The 24,154-nt window shown below is 67.7% G+C and carries 19 protein-coding genes; 10 read left to right on the top strand and 9 right to left on the bottom strand.

Features of this window, described 5'->3' with window-relative positions; translation table 11 throughout:
- Positions 1-3: 3 nt before the first annotated feature.
- Genes CMC5_RS09185 through panC form a run of 3 tightly spaced genes read right to left on the bottom strand, consistent with a single transcriptional unit; the run spans position 4 to position 3,190 of the window.
- Positions 4-1,545, bottom strand: a complete 1,542-nt coding sequence (locus CMC5_RS09185; protein WP_050435807.1) for a cation:proton antiporter — start codon at positions 1,543-1,545, stop codon at positions 4-6.
- Between the two features lie 24 nt (positions 1,546-1,569).
- Entirely contained in the window at positions 1,570-2,280 is a 711-nt protein-coding gene (gene tmk, locus CMC5_RS09180; RefSeq protein ID WP_063796247.1) for a dTMP kinase, read from the bottom strand.
- A gap of 10 nt (positions 2,281-2,290) precedes the next feature.
- Positions 2,291-3,190 carry a pantoate--beta-alanine ligase gene (gene panC, locus CMC5_RS09175; protein ID WP_050430042.1) on the bottom strand — a complete coding sequence of 300 codons (900 nt, stop codon included), beginning with the start codon at positions 3,188-3,190 and terminating at the stop codon, positions 2,291-2,293.
- Between the two features lie 165 nt (positions 3,191-3,355).
- Here panC and ppk1 point away from each other — a divergent pair, with 165 nt between their 5' ends.
- Entirely contained in the window at positions 3,356-5,551 is a 2,196-nt protein-coding gene (ppk1, locus tag CMC5_RS09170) for a polyphosphate kinase 1 (RefSeq protein ID WP_245678371.1), read from the top strand.
- Between the two features lie 36 nt (positions 5,552-5,587).
- On the opposite strand, the gene CMC5_RS09165 is transcribed toward ppk1, so the two are convergent.
- The gene (locus tag CMC5_RS09165; protein ID WP_156338382.1) at positions 5,588-7,120 is read right to left on the bottom strand and encodes a hypothetical protein; all 1,533 of its coding nucleotides are present in this window, start codon (positions 7,118-7,120) and stop codon (positions 5,588-5,590) included.
- A gap of 308 nt (positions 7,121-7,428) precedes the next feature.
- Here CMC5_RS09165 and CMC5_RS09160 point away from each other — a divergent pair, with 308 nt between their 5' ends.
- Positions 7,429-8,580: a vWA domain-containing protein gene (locus CMC5_RS09160; protein ID WP_050430039.1), complete on the top strand. Its 1,152-nt coding sequence runs from the start codon at positions 7,429-7,431 to the stop codon at positions 8,578-8,580.
- A 366-nt stretch (positions 8,581-8,946) separates the two neighbouring features.
- Here the strand turns inward: CMC5_RS09160 and CMC5_RS09155 are convergent, their stop codons facing one another.
- The gene (locus tag CMC5_RS09155; RefSeq protein ID WP_425394826.1) at positions 8,947-10,059 is read right to left on the bottom strand and encodes a tetratricopeptide repeat protein; all 1,113 of its coding nucleotides are present in this window, start codon (positions 10,057-10,059) and stop codon (positions 8,947-8,949) included.
- A 256-nt stretch (positions 10,060-10,315) separates the two neighbouring features.
- Between CMC5_RS09155 and CMC5_RS09150 the strand changes: the two genes are divergently transcribed.
- Positions 10,316-10,540, top strand: coding sequence for an HP1242/YdcH family protein (locus CMC5_RS09150; RefSeq protein ID WP_050430038.1), 225 nt, complete (start codon positions 10,316-10,318; stop codon positions 10,538-10,540).
- Positions 10,541-10,767: 227 nt separating this feature from the next.
- On the opposite strand, the gene CMC5_RS09145 is transcribed toward CMC5_RS09150, so the two are convergent.
- A complete protein-coding gene (locus CMC5_RS09145; protein ID WP_050430037.1) occupies positions 10,768-11,298 on the bottom strand; it encodes an outer membrane protein assembly factor BamD in 531 nt (176 codons plus the stop codon).
- 176 nt (positions 11,299-11,474) lie between these two features.
- Positions 11,475-12,224, bottom strand: a complete 750-nt coding sequence (trmB, locus tag CMC5_RS09140) for a tRNA (guanine(46)-N(7))-methyltransferase TrmB (protein ID WP_245678370.1) — start codon at positions 12,222-12,224, stop codon at positions 11,475-11,477.
- A gap of 90 nt (positions 12,225-12,314) precedes the next feature.
- On the opposite strand from trmB, the gene CMC5_RS09135 reads away from it, so the two are divergent.
- Positions 12,315-14,495 (top strand): hypothetical protein, encoded by a 2,181-nt coding sequence (locus CMC5_RS09135; RefSeq protein WP_050430036.1) that lies wholly within the window; start codon positions 12,315-12,317, stop codon positions 14,493-14,495.
- Here CMC5_RS09135 and CMC5_RS44145 read toward each other — a convergent pair.
- A complete protein-coding gene (locus CMC5_RS44145) occupies positions 14,379-15,092 on the bottom strand; it encodes a hypothetical protein (protein ID WP_179955518.1) in 714 nt (237 codons plus the stop codon). The two genes, CMC5_RS09135 and CMC5_RS44145, sit on opposite strands and share 117 nt — an antisense overlap.
- Positions 15,093-15,275: 183 nt before the next feature.
- Between CMC5_RS44145 and CMC5_RS09130 the strand changes: the two genes are divergently transcribed.
- From CMC5_RS09130 to CMC5_RS09105, 6 genes are all read left to right on the top strand, one after another.
- Entirely contained in the window at positions 15,276-16,187 is a 912-nt protein-coding gene (locus tag CMC5_RS09130) for an aldo/keto reductase (protein WP_245678369.1), read from the top strand.
- 4 nt (positions 16,188-16,191) lie between these two features.
- Positions 16,192-17,064, top strand: a complete 873-nt coding sequence (locus tag CMC5_RS09125; RefSeq protein WP_050430034.1) for a 3'(2'),5'-bisphosphate nucleotidase CysQ family protein — start codon at positions 16,192-16,194, stop codon at positions 17,062-17,064.
- Positions 17,065-17,075: 11 nt separating this feature from the next.
- Positions 17,076-18,224, top strand: a complete 1,149-nt coding sequence (locus CMC5_RS09120; protein ID WP_050430033.1) for an NAD(P)/FAD-dependent oxidoreductase — start codon at positions 17,076-17,078, stop codon at positions 18,222-18,224.
- Positions 18,225-18,259: 35 nt separating this feature from the next.
- A complete protein-coding gene (locus tag CMC5_RS09115) occupies positions 18,260-19,117 on the top strand; it encodes an SDR family NAD(P)-dependent oxidoreductase (RefSeq protein WP_050430032.1) in 858 nt (285 codons plus the stop codon).
- 90 nt (positions 19,118-19,207) lie between these two features.
- On the top strand, positions 19,208-20,974 hold the full coding sequence (locus CMC5_RS09110) for a HEAT repeat domain-containing protein (protein WP_050430031.1): 1,767 nt from the start codon (positions 19,208-19,210) through the stop codon (positions 20,972-20,974).
- 162 nt (positions 20,975-21,136) lie between these two features.
- The gene (locus CMC5_RS09105) at positions 21,137-23,077 is read left to right on the top strand and encodes a sigma-54-dependent Fis family transcriptional regulator (RefSeq protein WP_050430030.1); all 1,941 of its coding nucleotides are present in this window, start codon (positions 21,137-21,139) and stop codon (positions 23,075-23,077) included.
- Here the strand turns inward: CMC5_RS09105 and CMC5_RS09100 are convergent.
- On the bottom strand, positions 23,058-24,005 hold the full coding sequence (locus CMC5_RS09100; RefSeq protein WP_050430029.1) for a YihY/virulence factor BrkB family protein: 948 nt from the start codon (positions 24,003-24,005) through the stop codon (positions 23,058-23,060). The two genes, CMC5_RS09105 and CMC5_RS09100, sit on opposite strands and share 20 nt — an antisense overlap.
- Between the last annotated feature and the right edge of the window lie 149 nt (positions 24,006-24,154).

Raw genomic sequence — 24,154 nt, 5'->3', positions numbered from 1 at the left:
CCTCTAGTGTTCATTGGGTTCAGGTGCATGATGCATCATGTTCATCAAGGTCCGATCGATGTCGTTGACCTGTGAGTTCGCGGTATCCGCGTCGATCAAACCTCGGCGCGCGGCGTCGACGAGCGCAGCCTTCTGAGCGTTCAGGAGCGAAAGGTCGACCACGTGATCGCGCGCCGCCTCGCCTTCCGGGCTGCGCAGCAGCTCTTCCGCCTTGATCACGCGGAGCTGAAAGGCAGCGCGACGCTCGGCGTGCTCTTTCCGTGAGACGAGACCGGAGCTGAGCAGCTCATCGAGCTCGGCCTGACCTTTGCGCGCAGCGATCAATGTCGCCTTGGCTTCGCTGATGCCTTCTCGACCCGAGTTGCCCCTGAATGCGACCTTGAGCATCAGGAGGAGGCGTTCGAAGGGAAGAGCCTGCGTCATGAGGGTGACGAAGGTGATGCCGAAGACGATGGTGATCAGACGATCACGGTAAGGCGTGTTGGCTGGCAAGCTGAGCACCGCCGCCATGGACAGCGCCCCCTTGATGTTGCCGATCACCATGACGTGCTGCCAGCGCATCGGGACGCGCTCGCGAGCGACGGCCCGGAGCAGACCGAAGCAGCCATAGACTGCCACCGCGCGCCCCGCGTGCAGGGCGATGAGGGCCAGCGCGATGGAGCTGGCCTCCTCGATCAGCATCGAGACCTGGATCTGGAGGCCGACGAGCAAGAAGATGAGGACGTTGAGCCCGAAGCCTGCCGTCTCCCAGAAGCCTTGCAGGGCGAGCACACGCGAAGGTTCGAGGACGTTGCGCGCAGCGCGGCCTACGATGACGCCCGCGACGACCACGGCGATGACGGGAGAGGCGTGGACGTGCTCGGAGATGAGGGCTGTCGCGAAGACGAGGATGGTGGAAGCGAGGATGGCCGTGAGGTGATCCGGCGCGCGCCTGAGCACACTCGCCCCCATCACACCAAACAAGACACCGAGGGCCACCCCCCCGAGCATGGCCATACCGAGCGCCTTTGCCGTCTCGGGCGCCGAGAACGCCCCCGTGAGGACGACGCGGGAGGTCAATGACACCAGCACGAGGGCGGTGCCGTCGTTGAACAGGCTCTCGCCCTCCATGATCGCGGCGAGCCGATGCGGAACGCGGACGCTGCGGAACGCCAGCAGCACGCTCACGGTGTCGGTGATGGCGAGCAGGGCACCGAGCAACAGGGCGACGGAGAAAGGCAGATCCAGCGCGTACGTGGCGACAGCGGCTGTGGCGAGGAGCGAGATCGCCACGCCGGGCACCGCGAGCGCCAGGATGGGTCGGCTCGCAGCGCGCAGGCCGTCGGCATCCGCGAACAGCGCGCTCTCGAATACCAGGACCGGAAGAAATCCGATCAGGATGACCTCTGGATCCATGGGTGTGGTCGGGAGGACGTCCAGCACCACGAGGAGCAGACCGACCACGACGAGCGCAACATTGTACGGAATGCCGATCCGCTTGGCGCCGATGGCGACGGTCGCGCCGACGGCAATCACCAGCAAGAAGCTCTCGAGGCGCTCCCTCATGCCCATGCCATGCACGACCCCTCCTCAAGCCCCGACGAGGGGCCGTAGTACTGCTTCGATAGCTCGTGCGATTTCGTCAGGTTCGCCATTGCCGTCGATGTGGACGACATGGTCGCCGGGCAAGAGTTCCTCTGCACGTCGATAAGCGCCCGCCAGGCGCGCCTGGAGCTCGGCGTCGTCGTAAAGCTCACGCGCCCCTCCGCGCCCCTTCCGCCGCTGCGCCGCGACCTCTGGATCGACATCGAGCACGAGGGTGAGGTGCGGCCGGAGAGCGTACCGGTTGAGCTCCCGGATCCACCTCAGCATGGTCCCCGAAGAGGGTGGGCCCCCCAGCGCCTCGCTCTCCTCCTGTGCCGACGTGACCTGATACGCGAGGCTCGACAGATCGTAGCGGTCCGAGATGACGACATAGCCGTCCTCGAGCAGGGGAGTGATCTCCGCGGCGACGTGATCCAGGCGATCTGCTGCGAAGAGCAAGGCCATGACCTGCGCCTGGTTGGTGGTCGGCAGGGTGAGTCGTTGGGTCAGTACTTGCCGGATTTGCGCACCGATCGGTCCACCGCTCGGCTCGCGGGTGACGTGCACCATGCGGCGACGTGACCGGAGATGTGCCGCATACCTCTCGGCTTGTGTCGTCGTCCCCGAGCCGTCGATCCCCTCGATGACGATGAACTTTCCCCCTGGCGCCTGACCTGCCACCCGGACCGAAGGCGCGCTGGAGTCCCGTATGCCCATTCTTGCTCCCTCACATTCCAGCTGGACTGGGTGCGTCACTCCCCGTGATCGGCGGAGGATCTTCTCCCAGCACCAGGTTATCAATCAACCGCGTGGACCCGATCTTCAAGGCCACCGCGAGCACTGCCCGAGCGCCGATGTCCTCCTCCGATCCGAACACCCTGAGGGACTCCGGCTCGGCGACATCGACATAGTCGATACGATCCGCAATCCGAGCGACCCTGTCGCGACAGGACGCGACCAGCGCACCTGCATTGCGCTCGCCACGCGCGAACAGATGAGCGGCGTCTGCGAGGGCGCGCGGGATTTCAGCGGCGCGGTCCCGCTCGGCGGGTGAGAGATAGGCATTTCGAGAGGACAAAGCAAGGCCATCCGGCTCACGCACCGTCGGCATCCCCACGACCTCCACCGGAAGTAGAAGGTCGAGGACCAACCGGCGGATGACCGTCAGCTGCTGGTAATCTTTTCTTCCAAAGACCGCGATGCAGGGTCCCGCGAGAATGAGGAGCTTCGCGACGATCGTGGCCACCCCCTCGAAATGGCCAGGGCGATGTGCGCCGCAGAGGGGAGCCGCCGTCGGGCCGGGCAGCACGCGGGTCTCGTCGCCCGGCGGGTACATCGCAGCAGCGTCGGGCGCGAACACGATCGAGGCCCCTGCCTCTTCGCAGGCGGCGACGTCCCGCTCACGAGCACGTGGATACCGCTCGTAGTCTTCGCCAGGGGCAAACTGGGTCGGGTTGACGAAAACAGAGACCGCCACGACGCTGGAGCGTCTGCGGGCCTCTCGGATCAGCGCCTGATGACCTGCATGGAGGGCTCCCATCGTGGGGACGAGGCCCAGCCGACCACCCCCCGCGCGTACGTTCTCGCACGCTCGACGAAAATCTTCTGGGCTACTCCAGAGCTCCATGGGTGGACCCTATCAGACCTGCGCTAAAGTCGAGCGCTGACGATGGCAGATTTCCCCTCTACCCCCGCTGAAGCGCCTCTGTCCCCCACTCAGGACGGCCGCACGGCCCGCAATGGTGGCACGTCAGAAAGCACCATCCCCGCCGCACGACCGTCGGGTGAGGACGTGGGACTCGTCCCGATCGAGGGGGACCCGACGCACTACCTGAACCGCGAACTCTCGTGGCTGGAGTTCAACAGCCGGGTGCTCGCCGAAGCAGGATCCCCGGATGTCCCTCTCTTCGAGCGGCTGAAATTTTTGGGGATCTTCTTCTCCAACATCGACGAATTCTTCATGGTCCGCGTGGCAGGCCTGCAGGCACAGACGCTGCGGACCATCACCGAGATGCCGCCCGATGGCCTGACACCGCAAGAGCAGCTCGTGGCCATCGGCGCGAAGGCTCACGCCATGTTCGACGCGGCCTACCGCCTCTGGAACGAAGATCTGGTGCCAGCGCTCCGCAAGGTGGGCATCGTCCTCATGAAGCCCGAGGAACTCGCGCCTGACGCGCTCACCTCGCTCGACGAGCGCTTCTGGAGCGACATCTTCCCGGTCCTGACGCCCCTGGCCGTGGACCCTGGCCATCCCTTCCCTCACCTGCGGAACAAGACCATCAACCTCGGGATCATGTTCGCGAGGGAGCACGATGGCCAGGAGCCGGGTTTCGCGGTGATCCAGGTCCCCGCCATGCTGAGCCGCCTCATGCGCGTTCAGGTGGAAGGCGCGACCCGCGGCTTCGTGCTGCTCGAGGACGTGATTGCGCGGCACGTGAAACAGCTCTTCCCCTCGGCGCGCATCCGCGGGACCTACCCATTCCGCGTCACGCGGAACTGGGATCTGGAGATCGACGAGGAGGAAGGGGAGGATCTCCTCGCGACCATCCAGGCCGAGCTGCGGCGCCGCGACCGAGGCAACGCCGTCCGCGTCGAGATCGGCATGGGGGAAGGCGTCGAGACGAGTGTCGCGCGGCTCTGCCGGGCGCTGAAGATCGACCAGCGATACGACGTCTACCGCGTGAATGGTCCGCTGTACCTCGCCGACCTGATGACGATGGTCTCCGACGATGATCGCCGCGAGCTGCGCGACGAACCCTTCACGCCCCAGGTACCGCAGGCGCTCCGGGATCCAGACGATTTCTTCGCCGTCATCCGCGAGAAAGACGTCCTGCTGAACCACCCTTACGACTCGTTCGATCCCGTCATCGAACTCGTGTCGCGCGCCGCAGACGATCCCAACGTGCTGGCGATCAAGCAGACGCTCTACCGGACCGGTGGGGACTCCCCCATCCTCAAGGCGCTCGCGCGTGCTGCAGAAAACGGCAAGCAGGTGACGACCATCGTGGAGCTGAAGGCCCGCTTCGACGAGGCCAGCAACATCCAGTGGGCAAGGACCCTGGAGCAGAGCGGAGTCCAGGTCATCTATGGTCTCCTCGGCCTGAAGACGCACGCCAAGGCACTGCTCGTCGTCCGGCGAGAGAAAGACAAACTCCGCCGCTACGTGCACCTCAGCACCGGCAACTACAACCCTCAGACGAGCCGGCTCTACACGGACCTCGGCCTGCTCACGGCGAACAGCGAGATCGGAGAGGACGTGACGAGCCTCTTCAACCTGCTCACCGGCTACAGCGCACCACCCCGCTGGAACCGACTGATCGTGGCACCTCTCGGCTTGCACGAGGCCATCCTGGGGTTCATCGCGCGCGAGGCGGCCCATGCGCGCGCGGGCCGCAAGGCGCTGATCGTCGCGCAGATGAACGCGCTCGTGGACGTCGACGTGATCGACGCCCTCTATGCGGCCTCTCAGGCCGGCGTGGACATCAAGCTCGGCGTGCGAGGCGTCTGCTGCTTGCGCCCAGGGATCCCGGGGCTCTCCGATCGAATCCACGTCCGCGCGATCATCGATCGCTTCCTCGAGCACAAACGCCTCTTCCGGTTCGCCAACGGCGGCGAGGAGGAACTCTACCTGTCGAGCGCGGACTGGATGCCCCGCAACTTCCATCGACGCGTCGAGGTGCTCACGCCGATCCTCGACCCCGAGGTGAAGACGCGCGCCGGCGAGATCCTGGATCTCGTCATGTCGGACAACATGAAGTCCTGGGAACTCGCGGCCGACGGGAGCTACCGCCGGGTGACCCCGCCGCCACCGCCCACGCCTGTGGTGCGCGCGCAAGCGCGGCTGATGGAGCGGGCGAGGGAGCGCGCGAAACAGATCACCGATCCGCTCTCGCGCGGTGGCGGTCGATTTCACATCCTCCGCGTGCCTGCCAGGCCTCCGCCCGAGCCCCGCATGCGCAAGCACGGCAAGCGAAAGCGTCAGCCCTGAGCAGGCCTACCTGCTCGGCGCCCCCCTCTCCCGACGTCAGTTGCACACGGCATTCGCGATGATCACGTCATCGATGTTCCAGCTCGAAACCGTGCGCACACTGACCGACCCGACCCGGTAACCGAAGCGGACCTTCATCGCTGGGCTCTTGTAGGCCGTGACATCGTACGACAGGTGATTCCAGGCGCTGTCCTGGATGCCAGGCGACCCTCCGCTCTGCCAGAGGACATTCCAGGTCGCGCCGTCCCACACCTCGACGTAGTTCACCATGTACGGGACACTCGAGGTCGCGTAGTCGCTGTTCAACCACCGGCGAAACTCGAGCCACACCGGACCGGGGACGTCGGTGTTGATGGGTGGGCTCTCGATGTAGTTCGGCGTGTGGATCACCTTGGTGATGTTGCCCCCGAGCACCACGCCAGCGACGCCGTTGTCGCTCGTGGAGGTGTGATCCAGCGTGGGGTCACCAAAGCCATAGTTATGGCCAGTCGACCCGGCCGTCGCGCCGATGGCCCAGGACTGGATGGGCGTACCATCGTTCCTGGTGCCCGGCGTGAAGGTCCAACCCGCGCTGTTGTTGGCGAAGGTCTCGGAGAAGTACACGACGTACCCCCCCACCTGCCCCCCCTGGCAGAGCCCGGCGAGGCATGTCTCCCCGATGGTGCACGCGTTCCCATCATCGCAGGCGCCGCCATCGTGCTGAGGCGTGGCGACGCACTGTCCGTCGGCAGCACAGACACCGAGGGTGCAAGCGGTCGTCGCCTGATCGCACGGGTCCCCAGGCTGGACGGCGCGGGTCGCGCAGTTGCCCGTCCCCGGATCACAGTAGCCGTTCGTGCAGCCGGCGCTCAGGTGGTTGCAGACCTTGGGCGTCCCTCCCAGGCAAAGTCCCCCCTGACACGACTTGCCTGACCTGCAGAGGTCACCTGAATCGGAGCACGCGGCGCCCTCGTTCCCGGCGACGGCCTCACAGTTTCCCGTGGCCGGGTTGCACGCCGCGACCTTGCAGGAGTCCTGCACGGGGAAAAAGAAGCAGTCGCGCGGCGTCCCGACACAGGTCCCCTCCTGACACTCCGCGACGATGTCGCAGAGACTGTCCGACACGCAGCTCGTGCCATCGTCCTTGGGTGTCAGGGTGCATGCCTGGTCGCCTTCGCTGCAGATCGCGCTCTGACACTGATCGATCGCGAGCCCGCAGGTATTGAGTTCCCCGCCCTGACAGACCCCCGCGGAGCACGTCTCGCCCACCGTACAGAACCTGCCGTCGTCGCAGGGCTCACCGCCAGGGGTGGGGACGATGATGCAGGACTTCAGCTCCGTATCGCAGATGCCCTGGAGACAGGCGGGGGTCTGGATGGTGGAGCAGTCGATCACGCAAGGGTTGGGGGGGCTCGGGTCCCCTCCCGCTCCTCCCCCACCCCCCTCACCTCCGCCGCCACCGGCAGACCCCGCTCCCGTGCCACCGAGCCCTGCTCCGCCGGTCGCGTCCAGCCCCGAATCGAGCGGCTTCGAGCACCCGAGCGATGTCAGGCAGACAGCCACAAAAGCCCAGGAAATACATCGGGTCATGTCGATCTGCTCCGCGAGAACCGGCTCTGGAAAGCGCGTCCGGCAGGAGTGGGGGAGGAGGCCGCTTCGACCGATCCTGACCGGGTCGACACGACCGATGCTGCCGCCGACGACAAGAATAACAAAATCTTGTCTGACTTGTCGTCCCTGCACCGGAAGGATGGTTTATGATGCACGACTGGTGTCGGGAGGCCCCCGGATCCGACAGGGCCTCCTCCGGCGAGCAGGATGTTCGGCACGGGCTCGCGAGACACCGCCTCAATATCAATCACAACGTCTCTGACGACACGACTCTTGAGGAGCGCAGCATGAGCTTCCGGAAGCTTCAGTATTTTGTCCCGCTCGTCGCATTGGCTGGCTTCCTGGCCCCCTGGGGATGCTCTGCGACCACGGATGATGGCAACTCCAACCCCACGCCCAGCACGAGCAGCACGACGGTGGGGACGGGGACCGGAGGGAGCGGGGGAAGCGAACCCGGCACCGGCGGCGAAGGTGGACTCAACATCGGCGTGGGTGGCGGGGGTCAGGGTGGCTCGAACGTCGACCCGGACGCCGCCTGCACCTCCACCAGTGCGGAAGCAGAGCTGATCCCGCTCGACATGATCGTGCTCCTCGACAAGTCCGGCAGCATGTCGGGCTCGCTGTGGAACGGCTCGGTCGCGGCCCTCAGCAACTTCTTCGACGCTCCCGAGGCAGATGGGATCAACGTCGGCCTGCAGTACTACCCGATCAACAGCTCGTGCGATTACACGATCTACAACAACCTCGCCGTGGACATCGCGGCGTTGCCGTTGAATGCCCCCGTCCTGAAGGCTTCTCTCGCGGGCGAGACCCCGAATGGCCCGAACACACCCACGTGGGGCGCCCTTCGGGGTGTGTTGACCAAGGCGACGGCGCACCAGGACGCGAACCCTGACCACAAAGTCATCGTCGTCCTCGCGACCGACGGTTCGCCGAACGGCTGCACCGGCAACGACACGACGACGGCCATCGCGCAGCTCGCGACCCAGGCGCGCCTCTACAACGGCGTGCAGACCTACCTCATCGCGATGCAGGGCGCGAACGTGGCCAACCTCAACCAGATCGCGATGGCGGGTGGCACGACCCAGGCGTACGACGTGACGGGCAACATCAACCTGTTCGCCCAGAAGATGGCCGAGATCCGCGCCAACGCCCTGGCGTGCGAGTTCCCGATCCCCGACCCGCCTCTGGGTGAGATGCTCGACCTCTACAAGGTGGCGGTCAGCTTCACTGGCTCCAACGGCGTCACCACCGAGCTCCCTCGCGTCAACAACGCGACGCTCTGCGGGAACGGCCCTGGCTGGTACTTCGACAAGCCCATCGACTCGACCCCTCCTCCCACGCAGATCGCGCTCTGCCCGAACTCCTGCGAGACGGCGCGAAGCAACAGCAGCGTTCAGCTCAAGGTCCTCTTCGGCTGCGCTCCGCGCGTGGATTGAGGAGCAGGCCGCGCGAGGCCCTGTTCCACGAGCCGCCCCCCTCGACCCCGAGGGGGGTGCGCTGAGCGTCCCCTCCCTGCACATACGACCACCTTTGTGGCTTGGCGGCTCACCGTCAGCGACCTCGGCGCCCGCCCGCCTCGACCCTCATCCCGGGGCGTTGCATCCCGCCACAGCCTCGGAAAACCCGTTCCGACAAGTGGGAATGGCGCCCGCTCGCGAGCAGTGGGCACTCCGCACTCCGAACATGCGAAACGCTTTTCTGGGCGAAGAGCGGGCCACGCCCAGCGTGCGGGGAGGTCCCTCCGGCGACGGCAGGCGCAGAAGGACGACGGGTGAGCCCCTCCCGTCCGGCGGGGATAGCTTTCAGGGACGTTTCAGGGTCGCCAGCGCCGCGTTGAGCTCGGCCTCCGTGTAAGGGAGCCGAGCCAGCGCCTCTTTTTCCTCCGCCAGCGCGCGCTCCAGCTCCTGCTGTGCCTCGCGAGCCCGGCGCGCCCAGCCCGAGGACTCGCCCGTGCGCTCGGCCATCTTCACCGTGCCATCCATCATCTTCTTCCCCTTCTCGAGGAGCACCCGGTAACGCAGCCGCTTCGCCCCCTCGAAGAGCTCGCGCTTCGCCGGCGAGGCCTGCGCATCCGTCAGCGTGATCTGCATCAGATCACGGTGGAGGTCGCGGTAAAGCTGGGCGACCCGATACCCCGCCATCGCCGACCAGTGCGCATCCAGGCTGCGCATGGTCTCGGAGTACGCGCTCTGGGCGTCGAGGAGCCCCTGACAGCGGCGCTCCAGAGCGTCCGCAAAATCTCGTGGAAATGGCTGAAACACGATCGCCTCACTGCGACGACGGCGCACCTCGCCGAGCGCGAAATGGACCTGAGCGAGTTCGAGAGGAGGCTTGCCCGCTTCACCGAGGCGGTGCTCTTCGATGAGATCTCGCGCGCGGCCGACCTCCCGCGCCGCCTCGTCGACACGATCCAGCTCGACGAGCCCGAGGGCGCGCGCTCCGCGCGCTTCGACCATCTCGAGGACGCTCGACGCACGGTGACCGATCAAGCGCTCGGCGCACTCGATCACCTCGGTCCAGCGCTCCATGTAGGCCGCAGCGCGCACCAGACGGAGCAAGGCCGCGCGCGTCACCTCGTGCTCTGGAAAGCTTCGGAGCACCTCACGGTATCGATCCGCCGCGGTCTCTCGATCCCCGAGCTCGTCGTGGGCGATCCCGGCATTCAGCACGCTGGGTGGAGCGACGGTGCCCAGAGGCGCGAGGCGCGCGAGAAGCTCGAACTGGCGCGCCGCCTCCTGAGGCTTTCCCCCCAGAAGGAGCACGCGCGCTTCCTCGAAGAGCGCCGTGAGCTGCTCGTCCGTGTAGGGAGAGACCACGATCGGCGCGACTTCGACGACGGCGCGCGCGGGCACCTCGCGCGGTGATGCAACCGTCTCGGCGCTCGGCGTGCTCGCGCAAGCGGATGTGAGCAACACTACGACCCAGACGAAGACCCCGGCAACGACAGCGGTTCTCTGGACGAACGGAGCGGGCATGTGAGGTGAAGGATAAGCCTGAAGGCTCAGGCGTTCAGACGGGCTGCACCCGAAAAATCCCTGCATGGGGGACTGCTGATGGCGTAATCTGTTGATCGTCTCGACGCTGCGGGGTTGCCCGGCGACGGGCTTGGCAGCTTCGCCGTTCCGACAACCTGGATCCTCGGAAGCAAGAGGGTCCTCTGGAGGTGGGTACATGAAGCAACAGGTTCTCTCTCCTCGCGCGTTCGCTTCGATCGACACGCAAGAAAAGCTCACCCTCGCCGAAGCCCGTCATCGAGAACTCGACGCTCGGCTGCAGGAGCTGGGAAGACGCACGTACATGACCCCGGACGAGCAAGTCGAGGTCGTCGATCTGAAGAAGAGAAAGCTGCTCGCGAAGGATGAGATCACCTCGTTGCGACGCAATCTAGCGTCCTGATCCCACTTGGCCACGCTCGAGAGCTGCTCCTGAACCAGCTCTGCTCCCTGCCATCGATACCCCTCGACGCCCAACGATCGCATCGCATCGCGCGACGAGGCGGACTGAGCTTCATCCAGAGGGGGCTTCGCGCTCTCTCGCGCTCGCTCGAAGGCTGGGCACATCTTCCCCCATGAAGCCTCGCGTCGTGCACGAGGCCCATGGAGTCCCCCGTGGTCTCTCGAACGTTACGGCACAGCCTGAGGTGGAGACGACCCTGGCGGCCCCCCTTCAGGGCTGGTAGGGACGGTCGCGGCGTCGGAAGGCCCCCCGTTTCCGGAGGGAGCCGACGCTTCTGCGAGCGCCTCTCCGCCGCCGAAGACATCCTGGTTCAGGTCCGTCAGCGTCGTGGTCAGACGCTGCTTCTGATCGGTGTTCACGCTCCCGGGCGTGTTCTTCTCGATGGCGGCGGCCAGCGCGAGCCAGTGGCGGGCGTTGTCCCGGAAGGCCTTGCGAGGATCTGCGACCCCTGTCCCCTGAGGAGACAGCTCGGCGAGCCGGTAGTCCGTCATCCCCCGGTGGTACGCGTACTGCGCTTGCTCCGCGGCCGAGAAGGAGTCCATGTCGGGCTCCAGAACCCTGAACAGCGCAAGCGCTTGCTCGTACTGGTTGGCCTCGTAGTGGGACCGCGCGCGCTCGAGGTCCTGTGAGTACGTGGCGCAGCTCGCCCCGGAGAGGGCGGCGATGAGAAGAACTGCCCAGCGAAGCTGAACGCGCATGATGGGTGAGGGTATCGCTCGGATCTGGGCGCGAGCAAGCGCCAAGACACGCAAGCAAGGGCAGGGGGAATCCGGGGTTCTGGGTCGGGCTCTTTCCAGCGCAGGTTGGCTGGTGTCCTCATGCGACACATGCCCTCACCTCCCTGTCACGGTCACGCCTCCGGGATCATCCGTGGCTATCCCCGGACTCTCCGTCGATACCGCAGCCGCGTCACTGGCAGGCCGTCCTCGATGGCCCGATGCTCTCGCGGACTCCGCGCGCCATAGGGATTCTCCGCCAGCTCCGGCGCCCCTTCCTGGTCGCCAGCCGGTTCGAACGCAGCGTGAGCCCCGATCTGTGCGGCATAAAGGCCAGCACGCTCCTCCACGTCGGTCTGTACGAACAGCTCACCGCCGTCTTCCAGGAGCCGCGCCATCTCGTCCAGGAGGTCAGGACTCATCACCAGCCGCTTCTGGTGCTTCTTCTTCCACCAGGGGTCCGGAAAGTGGAGATAGAACCGAGCGACCGAACCATCCGGGCGCAGGCGCCGCAGCGCCTCACGCGCGTCGGCGTTGAGGGCACGCACGCGCGCGCCGAACCCACGCTTGCGCAGCCGGTCGTCCACGATGGCCGACCACTTCAGCCGGATCTCGAGCCCCACGAGGCGCGCTTGGGGGCACGCGACCGCGCGCTCGAACAGGAACCCACCGCGGCCGGGCCCCACCTCGATCTCCACGGGCCCCGAGGGGACAGCGTCCACAGCGCCGACCTCGGCACTCGCCTCGGCACTCGCCTCGGAACTCGCCTCGGTGCTCGCCTCGGTGGAAACGCTCGCGTGCAGGGGAGATCGCGGGACGCGGAACAGATCGTCGATGTTCACCTCCTTCCCTTCCGGAAAGCGGGCGGCGTGGGCATAGGGATGGTTGGGGCGGGGCTGAAAGGCCATGCGAAGGCGGGGCTCTAGAGCAACCTTGCCGCTCCGTCCACCTCCGGCGCACCCACCCCCCCGCCAGGCGGAACATGGTATGGCCGACCCATGCGCCCGTCGCCCTCGCGCCTCACGCGACTCGCAGAGAGGGCCGGGGCCTACCTTCCTGCGCTCCTCGTCAGCACGATCATCGGCGCCTTCTGCGTTCGCGCCATCCTCGCGAAGGCCGGTCACCCGGCGGTCCCGCTCGACGACGCGTTCATCCATTTCCAGTTCGCGCGGCGGCTCGCCGGCGGTCATTTCTTCTCGTATGTCGACGGCGAAGGCTACTCCAGCGGCGCCACCAGCCAGCTCTGGCCGCTCTTGCTCGCCCCGTTCTACAAGCTCGGGCTGCGCGACCTCTCGATCATCTGGGCGGCCTGGCTCCTCGGCACCCTCGCGCACGCTGGCGTCGCCGTCGAAGCCACGCGGCTCACCCGACCGCTCGCCGGGCGGGCGGCGGCCATCGGCGCGGGCGCCCTGTGCCTCGCGTTCGGTGCCTTTGCCTGGTTCGCGTGGAGCGGCATGGAGACCATGGCGCTCGCCTGGATCCTGTTGCGCGCGGGGCGCGTCGCAGCGGCCTGGATCGAACCCGACCGCGACGCCCCTCCCCGCACCCTCCGAGGCGCTCTGGGCCTGGGTCTCCTCGGGGCGGTCGCGCCGCTCATCCGGCCCGAGGGCGTACTGGCGACGCTCATCGCCACCGCCGCGCTCGCGATGCGACCTGCGTCTCCCCCATCGGTCCGCTTCCGCCACCTCCCCGCGCTCACACCGCTCGCGGGTGTCGCCCTCGGACCCGCCCTCAACTGGAGCCTGACCGGAGACGTCCGCGCCACGACCACCACCGCGAAATGGCTCCTCGGCAACCCGAGCTACGAGGGAGCGACCCTCGTCGCTGCGGTCTGGGGCAACGTGAAGCTCCTCTTCACCGACGTGCTCGACGGAGGCGGTTGGACCACGGTTTTCCTCCCCGACGGCGCGCGCGTTCCCTTCTTGCTCGGTCTCCTCGCGCTCCCCATCGCCGCCGTCAGGCGTCGACGACCTGCGCACGCAGCCGTGGTCGCCCTGCTCGCGCTCGGCGTCCTCATCCCCTGCACCTACCTCACGTTCCTGTGGAACCGACTGCGCTACGTCTGGCCCTTCGTCCCGGCCTGGTTCGTGATGGTGGCGTGCCTCGCAGGGACCCTGGGCGACGGCGCGCGGTGGCTTCGCCGCGTCGTCGCGCGGCGGCTGCAGCGTCGGCTCTACCCCACCGCCTGGCTCACCCCGCTCCTGCTCGGTGGCGCCACGGGCGTCCTGGCGACGCGGCTCCCCTGGACCGTGCAGGACCTGTCTCAGTCGGCCAGCGCCATCGATCGCCAGCAGGTGTGGCTGGGGCGCTGGGCCGAGCAGCACTTGCCCGCAGACGCGATCCTCGGTGTGAACGACACGGGAGCGATCGCTTACCTCTCTGGACGTCGGACCTTCGACATCGTCGGCCTCACCACGTCCGGAGAGGCGCGCTACTGGATCGCGGGCGCAGGCTCACGCTTCGAGCATTATGAACGGCTCCCACGCGCGCGCCTCCCCACCCACTTCGTCGTCTATCCCCACTGGATGAGCTGCCCCCCCTTGCTCGGGCGCGAGCTGGTCTCGGCCACCGTCACCGAGCAAAGCATCCTCGGCGGCGTGACCATGACGGTCTACGAAGCCCGCTACGATGCCCTGGGCTCCGGGGCGTTTCCGGAGAGGCTCGGCGCAGGCGAGCGCATCCTCGACGAGGTCGATGTCGCCGATCTCGAGTCCGAAGCAAGCCACCAGTACGACAAGGCTCACGGCCACGATCAGAACAACCGCCTCGCGACCCGACGCGCTCCCTCCTCGCACCCGACGGAAGCGCTGCCACGAGGGACCGAGGTCCCCACCCTCGTGGCGGATGGAGGTCGCTACCACCGCAGGCGGGATCGGTTCATGCTCGGCATGCCCACCCCACGACCCAACGGGCTGCGGCTCGTCCTGCGCGTGATGTCGGACACTGGCGCGACGCTGCGCGTCCGCCTCGGCGGCCAGGAACTCGGAGAGGTGGAGGTCCCCGGCGCGGACGGCGAGAGGCAGCCCTGGGTCGAGCGCTCGCTCCAGATCCCGACGGCCACCTCAGGGAGCGCCGAGGAGTCCGGCGTGATCGAGCGGGATGGCGCGCCCGTCGAAGTCGAACTGCTGCGCGGAGGGTCGTTTCACGCCTTCCACTACTGGCTTGTTGGAGGCGAGTAGCGACGCTTGCGCGGCCGCCGCGGCCGTGGACACCGCGCGCCCCACCACCCCCTGCTGGAGCAGCACCCGCTCTGGCGTGGCGAAGAGCGCACAGACCGTCAACGCGACCGCATAGATCGCCCCCACGAGTCCCACCCAGCGCGCCACGCCCGTCGGCCCTGCGCCCTTGCTGCGGCCCCAGCGCGAGGACGTCGTGGTGTCGCGAGAGACCACCTCGACCGGCACGATCTGCGCACGGATCTGGATCTCCCCCAGCACCAGCACCGCCCGATCCCCCTCCAGGAGGGACACCTCGACGGGGCCTGTGAGCAAACGGGCCAGACCATCCGCTTGGTGCAGCCGCGCTCGTGTGCCGGCCGGCACGAAGATCGTGAAGCGGTCGCCCACCACCTCGGCGATGAGATCCCCTCTCACCGCGTGCGCGACGGCCGCTGGATCGGCCCCCACGTGCGCACGCCCGTCGAGGATGTGCCTTACGCCCACCACATCACGCCCTCGCAGGGCCACCAGTTCCAGCGCCCGCTGCATCAGCGCTCCTGTCACCGGCCCCCGGTCCGTCGGACCCTGCACCCCCAAAGCTGCTCCACCGTTCTGCATGGTCTCCTCGCGGTGCGGGGCCAGCCAGCGCTCCGACGTGGGCGGGGCGCGCTGGCTTCCCTCTCCTGGGGGAACCCCCAAGGCACGCGGCGTTCCGCGCCAGGGCGCGCAAAGACGTGTCGCTCCGGGCGGCCTGGTGTAGATCGCATTCCGGTGAGGAAGCGCGCTCTTGGCAGCACGGGCATGGAGGTCTCGGAGCTCTCGGTCGGCACCTGGGGGCTGTCAGGCGACGCCTACGGCCCGGTGGCGGACGCCGAGGTCGATCGCGTGATCGAGCGAGCCCTGTCCGTCGGGGTCAACATCTTCGACACTGCGGACGTATATGGCCGCGGAGACATGGAACGTCGGCTCGGCAAGGCGCTCGAGGATCGAAGCTGGATCCACGTCGTCACCAAGATCGGCACCGACCTCGAGGCCTCGCCTCCCCGCAAGACCTTCGATCCCCGGCACCTCTTCACCGCGTACGAGCGCTCGCAGGAGCGGCTCAAGCGCGACGTGATCGACATCCTGCTTCTGCACAACCCTTCGGTTCAAGCGCTCGGGAAGACCGAGACCGTCGCGTTCATGAAGGAGCTCAAGGAAAAGGGGAAGATCCGCGCGTGGGGGGTCAGCGCGGGGAACGCGGATCAGGCGCGCGCCGCCCTCCGCAACGGCGCCGACGTCATCGAGCTCGCGTACAACCTCTTCATGGCCACCGACCTCGAGGAGGTGACCGCCGACGTGATCGAGAGCGGCGCTGGCGTCCTCGCCCGGTCCGTCCTGGCGCACGGCCTCCTCGCGGGGCAGTGGAGCCGTGACCGAGACTTCTACGAGGGCGATCACCGGCTGGACCGCTGGACACCCGCCGAGCTCCGCACCCGCCTGAAGCAGCTCGACGCCCTTCGCCCCTTGCTGGGTGGCGCCGTGGTGTCCTGCCGCTCCCTGGCGCTCCGCTTCGTCCTCGCCAACCAGCAGGTGTCTTCCGCCGTGCTCGGGCCACGCTCCGTGGGCCAGCTCGATCAGCTCGTGCGAGAGTCCGGGATGCCTCCCTACCTGCGCGACACGGTGATGGCGGACCTGACGACGCGGCTCAAAAAGGCCGGCGTGGAGAGCTGACGTCATGCGTCCCGACGATCGCGAAATCGCCGAGCTGCTACGGATCGCGCGCGCAGCCTCCGACCTGGTGATGGAGGTGTACGCAACGCCCTTCACCGTCGACCTCAAGGGCCCCGACGATCCCGTGACCCAGGCGGACCGACGGGCGAACACCTTGATCTGCCGGGCGCTGGAGGCGTCGTTCCCAGGGGAAGGCATCCTCGCCGAGGAGAGCGTGCCCGGGGAAGCGGCCGCGATCCGCGCAGTCGTGCGCCATCCACGGGTGTTCTACGTGGATCCGCTCGATGGAACGCGCGAATTCGCGGATCGGAACGGCGATTTCGCGGTCATGATCGGCCTCAGCGTGGCTGGCCGGGCGGCGCTCGGCGTGCTGGTCCTGCCGACCACGGGCGAGGCGCTCGTCGGGTGGTGTCCGCCCGAAGACGGTGGAGACGACGAGGGCGCTCCCGGCGGGCCGAGCGACCGAGGTGCCTTCCTGGAAGCAGCCGACGGGAGCCGGCACCCGCTCCGAGTCTCGTCCACCCACCGCCCAGCCGAAGCCACCGCGGTCATCTCGCGCTCGCATCCTCACCCGAGCCTGACCCCCTTGCTCGAGCGGCTGGGTGTCGGGCGCGTGGTCTCGTGCGGCTCGGTGGGCGTGAAGGTCGCCCGGGTGGTCACCGGCGCGGCGGACCTCTACGTCCACACCGGGGTCGGCGCCAAGCACTGGGACAGCTGCGGCCCCGAGGCGGTGCTCCGGGGAGCGGGCGGCCGGTTCAGCGACCTGCGGGGGGCGCCCATCGCCTACGCCACCGAGGACCTGGGCCTCCGGCACGGCCTCGCCGCCACCAACGGTGCCCTCCACGACGCCGTGCTCGCCGCCGCTGCCCCGCGCTAAGCTGACGGCGAATGCGCGACCGAGCCGAGGTGGTCATCGTCGGGGCTGGCATCATGGGCCTCGCCATTGCGTACAACCTCGCGAGGCACCACGGCGTCACCGACATCGTGGTGCTGGATCGAGGCTACCTGTGCGGCGGGGCCAGCGGCAGGAATGGCGGCGGTGTCCGGGCGCAGTTCTCCAGCGCCGACAACATCCAGCTGATGCAGGAGAGCATCCGGCTCTGCCGTGATTTCGCGCAGGAGATGAAGATCAACATCTGGTTCCGGCAGGGCGGGTACCTGTTCCTCGTGCGGAGCGAGGAAGGCCGCCGCATGCTGGAGCGCAGCGTGGCAGTCCAGAACGAGCATGGCCTCGGGACGCGCATGCTCTTGCCCATCGAGGCGCAACGGATCGTCCCCGAGCTGTCGACCGAAGGGGTCGTCGCGGCCAGCTTCAACCCCGACGACGGGGTGGTGTTCCCCTGGCCCTTCGTCTGGGGCTACGCGCACGCCGCCGAGAAGCTCGGCGTGGAGATCGCCACCTTCACCCAGGTCACCGGGTTTCGCACGCAGGGCCCCCGGATCACCTCGGTGCTCACCGATCGGGGCGAGATCCGTACCCGGAAGGTGATCAATGCGGCCGGCGCGTGGAGTCCCGAGATCGCGCGGATGCTCGGGGTGGAACTCCCCAACCGGCCGCACCGCCACGAGATCTGCTCCACCGAACCGCTCAAGCTCTGGCTCGGACCGCTGGTCTCGGACCTGTCCAACGGCCTGTACTTCTCTCAGTCCATGCGGGGGGAGATCGTCGGCGGGATCTCGAACGAGGACGTCCCGCCGGGGCTCGACATGGGCTCCAGCCACCGGTTCCTCGCCCTTTATGGCCGGGCCCTGACCCGCATCTGCCCCATCCTGGGCAGCGTGAAGGTGCTCCGCCAGTGGGCCGGTTGCTATGATCTCACCCCCGACCAGAACCCCATCGTGGGCCGGGTCGACGAGATCGAGCACTTCTATCAGGCCTCCGGGTTCATGGGGCACGGCTTCATGATGGCCCCGGTCATGGGGCGCCTGCTCGCCGAGGTCGTGGCCGGAGGCCCAGAGACGCCGCTCTTCCTCAAGTGGAACCTGCGGAGGTTCAAGGAAGGGCGTCTCCTCACCGAGTCCATGATCATCGGCTGAACCAGCGCGCGGCTTTCCTCTATACTGCCGTGCTCATGGGACAGCTCGTGCTCGTGACCGGTGCCTCCAGTGGCATCGGCCTGGTCACGGCGGTCGCGTGTGCGGCGGCCGGTCATCAGGTCATCGCCACGCTTCGTAGCCTCGAACGACGAGGCATCATCGAAGAAGCCGCCAAGAAACGAGGGATTCGGCTCGACATCGAGCAGCTGGACGTCACGGCCCCCGACATCGAGGAGCGGATCAAGGAGCTCATCCTCAAGTACGGCCCCTTCTCCGCGCTGGTGAACAACGCAGGCATCGCCGTGGGTGGCGTCTTCGAGGAGCAGTCCGAGGAAGACGTGCGAGAGCAGTTCGAGACGAACGTCTTCGGCCTGATGGCGGTCACCCGCGCGGTCCTCCCGTCCATGCGGGCCGCGCGCCGGGGGAGAATCATCAACATGTCCAGCGTCTCCGGGCTGGTCGGCCTCCCCGGGGTCAGCGTCTATGCCGCCACCAAGCACGCCATCGAGGGGTTCAGCGAGGCCCTCCGCTGGGAGCTCCAGCCCTTCGGGGTCGAGGTATGCCTGCTCGAACCAGGCACGTTCAGGACCTCGATTTTCTTCGAGAATCAGCGTCGCGCCTCCCGCCCACTGCTCGACCGTTCCTACCAGGCCATGACCGAGGCCGTGGAGCGGTTCATCCTCGGCGAGGCGGCCAAGGCGCCTCCTCCCGACCGGGTGGCGAGCGCCGTCGTGGAACTCCTCGCGGCCCCGTCGCCGCCCTTCCGAACGCTGGTCGGCCGCGATGCGCGCGCCCTCCTGACGCTGCGTCGCGTCGTACCGGACCGGCTCTTTGCATTGGGCCTCTGGCATCAGCTCGGAATGCGTGAAGCAGATCCCGACCGCTCGCGTTGACACGTCCTGCGACGCCGAATAGTTTCGGCGCACTCGTGCGCGCGCCGGGGGGGCTCGGCTGCCCCAGGCGCGAGCACTCCCGGAGGAATCATGATCCGCTCTGTCCGACGAATCACGCCGCTACTCAGCTCGCTCCTCTTGGGGGTCGCCGCCGTCTCCTCGGTGACGGTCGTCGCTGGCACGCTCGTCGGCTGTGCCGACGAGAATGATCCCAGCACCTGGGTCAAGCGGCTCGACAACCCCGCGACGACGCCTGCTGCGGTCAACCGCCTCGTGCAGTTCTTCGAGGACGCGATGACCCGCGACAACAAGGACCGCAACGGCCCCACCGTCAAGCCGCTCCTCGACAAGATCATCGAGCCCTTGACGCAGAAGTGCGTCGCCGGCGATCTCGACGAGCGGACCAACTCCAAGCTCATCAAGTTCATCTCCGACACCCGCGACCCGCGCGGCGCCCCTTGCCTCATCAAGGCGCTCAAGGACTACAGGCCCGACTCCACCGAGGAAGACGTCCGCTGGGCGTGCCGCGCCATCGGCGCGATGAAGCTGAAGGAGGCCGCTGGCCCTCTCTTCGAGACCTTCCAGAAGGTCAGGACGTCGAAGCCCAAGGCCGGGGCGATGTACCGCGACGTCTACGACGCGATGAAGCAGGTCAACGATCCCTCGTGGGAGCCCCAGCTCATCACCATCATCAGCCGTCCGATCAACGATCCCAAGGACATCCCGAACCTGCGTGACGAGCTGTTCTGGCAGATCACCTCGGCCGAGCTGCTCGGCCTGCAGAAGAGCGAGAAGGCCGTGGAGCCCCTCCTCAAGATGCTCCTCTCGCCGAACAAATCGCAGGGCCACATGACGGCCATGCTCGCGCTCGTGAAGATCGGCAAGCCCGCCGTGCAGCCGGTCATCGACCTGCTCCAGGGCAACAGCAAGGAACTCATCGAGTACTCGAAGATCGAGCAGCTCAAGAGCGCCGGCGACAAGCCCACCAACGAGCAGAAGAAGGCCGCCGAGACCGCGCACATCAGCCAGTCTGCGCTCATCCTCGGCACCATTGGCCGCGCGGACAGCGCCGCGCCGCTGCTCGCCGCGCTCGGCAAGTCGACCGACGACGCCGCCAAGGCGATCATCGCGCGCGAGCTGTCCAAGGTGCCCAAGAGCCAGCAGACGGTGGAGGCCTTCCAGCAGACCTACGAGAAGCTGCCGCTGAACACCGCCATCCCGCCCGGCATCGGCGCCCGCGAGACGCTGCTCGAGGCGTCCGGGACCTTCTTCGACGCGAGCTTCGTCCCCTGGATCGTGAAGACGGCGCTCGAAGCCAAGGGCGAGGAGGCCGACGTGGCCCCCATCCGCGACGTCTCGCTGGCGACGGCGATGAAGCTCATGGGCCCCGACCAGGTCGCCGAGGTCGACAAGCTCTACAACAAGGCCCAGACCGGCGCGGACGGCAAGCCCAGCACCGTCGGCAAGGCCTTCGAGAAAGAGTACACCATGGCCAAGGCGCTGCTCGGCGAGTGCAAGGCCGACCCGGAGTGCTACCTGACCAAGGTCTCCGACAGCGCCAACCAGCAGAAGGACACCCAGTTCAAGGGCATCAAGGCGGCCTACATGATGGGGATCTACGGCAAGCCCGAGCTTCGCCAGAAGATCATCGACGCCATGCCCAAGATCACCAACGCCGCAGTCCGCTTCGTGTCGGTCACCGCCATCGACCAGCTCTCGCCCCAGGGCGACGCCGACATCGCACAGAAGCTTCAGGCGATCGTCGACGAGGCCGAGGAGAAGCGGAACGAGGAGATGATCTCCGCGAACGCCCCCTTCAAGACGGTCATCTACCGGCTCAACGCGCGCGCGCAGTGATCTCTCGGGGGGGTCGCAGCGCCCGCCGCCCCCCCATCTCCCGCACATCCACGACACTTCCGGTGCGATGACGCGCGGCTTCTCTGCTCGCGCGCGCTCAGCCGTTGCTTTCCGTCCCCTTTCCCTTGGGGCTGCGCCTCGCCGCCGCTACGCTGGGCGCGCATGATTGTGCTGGAGGTCATCCAGGGCGCCGCCGCGGGGCGTACCTTCGAGTTGCCGGGGGAGATAGTCACCCTGGGACGGTCGCCCGAGAACCGCGTGGTGCTGGAGGACGCCCACGTCTCGGGGGAACACGCCCGCATCGTGTGCATGCCCGATCGGGTTCTCCTTCAGGATCTGCGCTCGACCAACGGCACGACCCTCCGGCGTGACGTGGAGCAGTTCGATCTCACCCCCGAAAGAAGCACCGTCGAACTCCGCAGCGGCGACCTCATCGAACTCGGCTCGGGAGACGCCCTCACTTCGCTCCGGGTCACCCTCGTCGAGGACGGTGACGAGGCGAGGGTCCTCTCCCTGCGTGGGCTCGACGAGGTCGAGCCCGCCGCGGCCAAGCTCGAACGCGATCCCACGGCGCTTTCGGCGCTCTACACGGCCCAGAAGAGCATCGGCGCCGCCACCGACCTCGAGGCGGTCCTGGTCGCGGTCTCCGACGCGGCCCTCTTCCTCGTCCCTGGTGCCACGCACGTGACCATCGTGCTCCGCGACGACGAACAGGACCCGGACGCGACCGCCGCCGCCTACGTCCCCGTCCTCACCCGCGTTCGCCAGGAGAACGGCTGGAGCGGCCCTCCGAGCGGCCCCGTGCCCATCACCCGCAGCGTCTACCGCCGCGTCATCCGCGAGCGCGCGGCCGTCCTCGCCGCCGACGCCCCTGGCGACGTCAGCAGCAGCGAGTCCCTCATCGGCGCCTCCATCAAGAGCACCATCGGCGTGCCGCTGTGGAAGGGCGAAGAGATCATCGGCGTCCTCCAGGTCGACAACCGCAGCGCCCCCGGAGCGCTCGGCGCGGTCGACGTCGAGACCTTGCTCGTGCTCGCCGCAAACGCCTCGCTCGCCGTGGCCAACGCCCGCCTGATCAAGCGCCTCGTCCTCGCCGAGGATCGGCTGCGCAAGGAGAACACCTTCCTCAAGGGCCGCGAGGAGAAGCGCCGCGGCGGCAAGGAAGCCGAGATCATCGGCCAGAGCGAGCCGATGCTGCGCCTCATCGGCCAGCTCGACAAGGTGGTCGACACCCGCGTCACCGTCCTCATCGAGGGCGAGACGGGCACGGGCAAGGAGCTCGTCGCTGCCGCGGTCCACTACCGCTCGAGGCGCAAGGACAAGCTCTTCGTCGCCCAGAACTGTGCCGCCCTCGCCGAAAGCCTTCTGGAGAGCGAGCTGTTCGGGCACAAGAAGGGCTCCTTCACCGGCGCCACCGAAGAGAAAAAGGGCCTCTTCGAGATCGCAGACGGCGGGACCCTCTTTCTCGACGAGATCACCGAGACCCCGCTGTCCCTCCAGTCCAAGCTGCTCCGCGCCTTGCAGGAGGGCGAGATCCGTCCCGTGGGCGCCGTCAGCTCGAAGCACGTCACCGTGCGCATCGTCGCCGCGACCAACAGGAACCTCGAAGAGGAGGTCGCCCGGGGCCGCTTCCGCGAGGATCTCTACTACCGGCTCAAGGTGTTCCCGCTGAGGATCCCCCCGCTCCGCGAGCGTCGAGAAGACATCCCGCTGCTCGCCGAGCACTTCCTCGCGCGCTATGGCCACGAGATCGGCAAACCCGTCGGCGGCTTCGCGCAGCAGGCCATGGAGCTGATGGTCGCCTACAACTGGCCCGGCAACGTCCGCGAGCTCCAGAACGAGGTGCAGCGGCTGGTCATCCAGGTCGAGCCTGGTGCGTTCGTGACGCCGGACCTCCTCTCCCCGCGCATCCGGCAAGTCGAGGGGCTCGTGAACCGCGCAGGCGTCACCCGCGGCACCCTCAAAGAGATGATGGACTCCGTGGAGAAGTACTTCCTCCTGGAGGCCCTGCGCGAGCACAACAACAACAAGACCAACGCGGCGCGCTCCCTCGGCATCACGAGGGAGGGTCTCCACAAGAAGCTCAGGCAGTACGGGATCTAGCGGCGCCGGCGCCGTCCTCGTCCTGGTTGGACTCGGGGCGCGGCGGCGGGAACGAGGGGCGCGGCGGCGGGAACGAACGACGCAGGAACGAGCGCCCCGACGCCGGGGGGATCGAGGTCGTGCGCTCTCGCTCGAGCCGCGCGTTCAGCTCACCGCCCACGAACAGCGCCAGCGCCAGCAGCCATAGCCAGAACAGGAAGATCGCGGCGGTGGCCAGGTTGCCGTAGAACGTCGTGTACCGGGCGAGCCGCGCCACGTAGAGCGAGAACAGCGCGGAGACCACGACCCAGAGCACCACGGTCAACGCGGCCCCGGGAAACACGGGCCGCTTCAGACCAGGGCGCTCGGCGATCGCGATCCGGAAGAAGGCCGCGACGAGGAGAACCAGGAGCCCGGCCGGCAACGCCAGCGCCACCACCTGGGCGCCCGTGGAGCCGGAGATGGTGGCGAGGAGCACGCCCAGCATGGCCACCGCGGGAAAGCCCACCAGACTTGCGAGCACACAGCACGCCGCGAGCGCCCGCCGGTGGTACCAGGGGCGCGCCGTGCTCCCGTAGATGGTCTCGAACACCCCCATCGCGGTGGACAGACCAGACGACGACACCCACACGAACCCCACCACGCTCAGCGGAGCCACCACCGACGAGTCGGCCATCCGCTGGAACTCCGACGTCACGAGCTGGGACACGTCCCGCGGCGCCGCGCGGATCAGCGGGTCGAGGAACAGCGCCGTGCTCTGGTGCAGCCGGCTCAGCACGTGCCCTGCCAGCGCGACGAGCGGGATCAGGCTGAGGAAGGCGTCGAAGGCGATGGCGCTCGCAGCCCGGGGCGCGTCGTGTTTGTCGAGGTTGTCGATGACGCTGCGCAGCACGCGCGTCCAGCGGTGCTCCACGGTTGCGCGCCCGATCTTGCGCAGAAAGAGGAGCACCCCGCCAGGGTGGCCCCCCTGGCCTCCAGTTGCAACCAGGTCGCGCGCCCGGCTCCCGCCCACACCAGAATTTCCCTGGAATGCCCCTTACATCCTCTCCTTGACCACCTCGTGGCACCTGGGGAGCGCTCGGGCTTCGGCACGCCGGG

The sequence above is a fragment of the Chondromyces crocatus genome (assembly GCF_001189295.1).
GTDB classification, from domain to species: domain Bacteria; phylum Myxococcota_A; class Polyangia; order Polyangiales; family Polyangiaceae; genus Chondromyces; species Chondromyces crocatus.
This window is presented reverse-complemented; position numbering and strand designations above follow the sequence as displayed.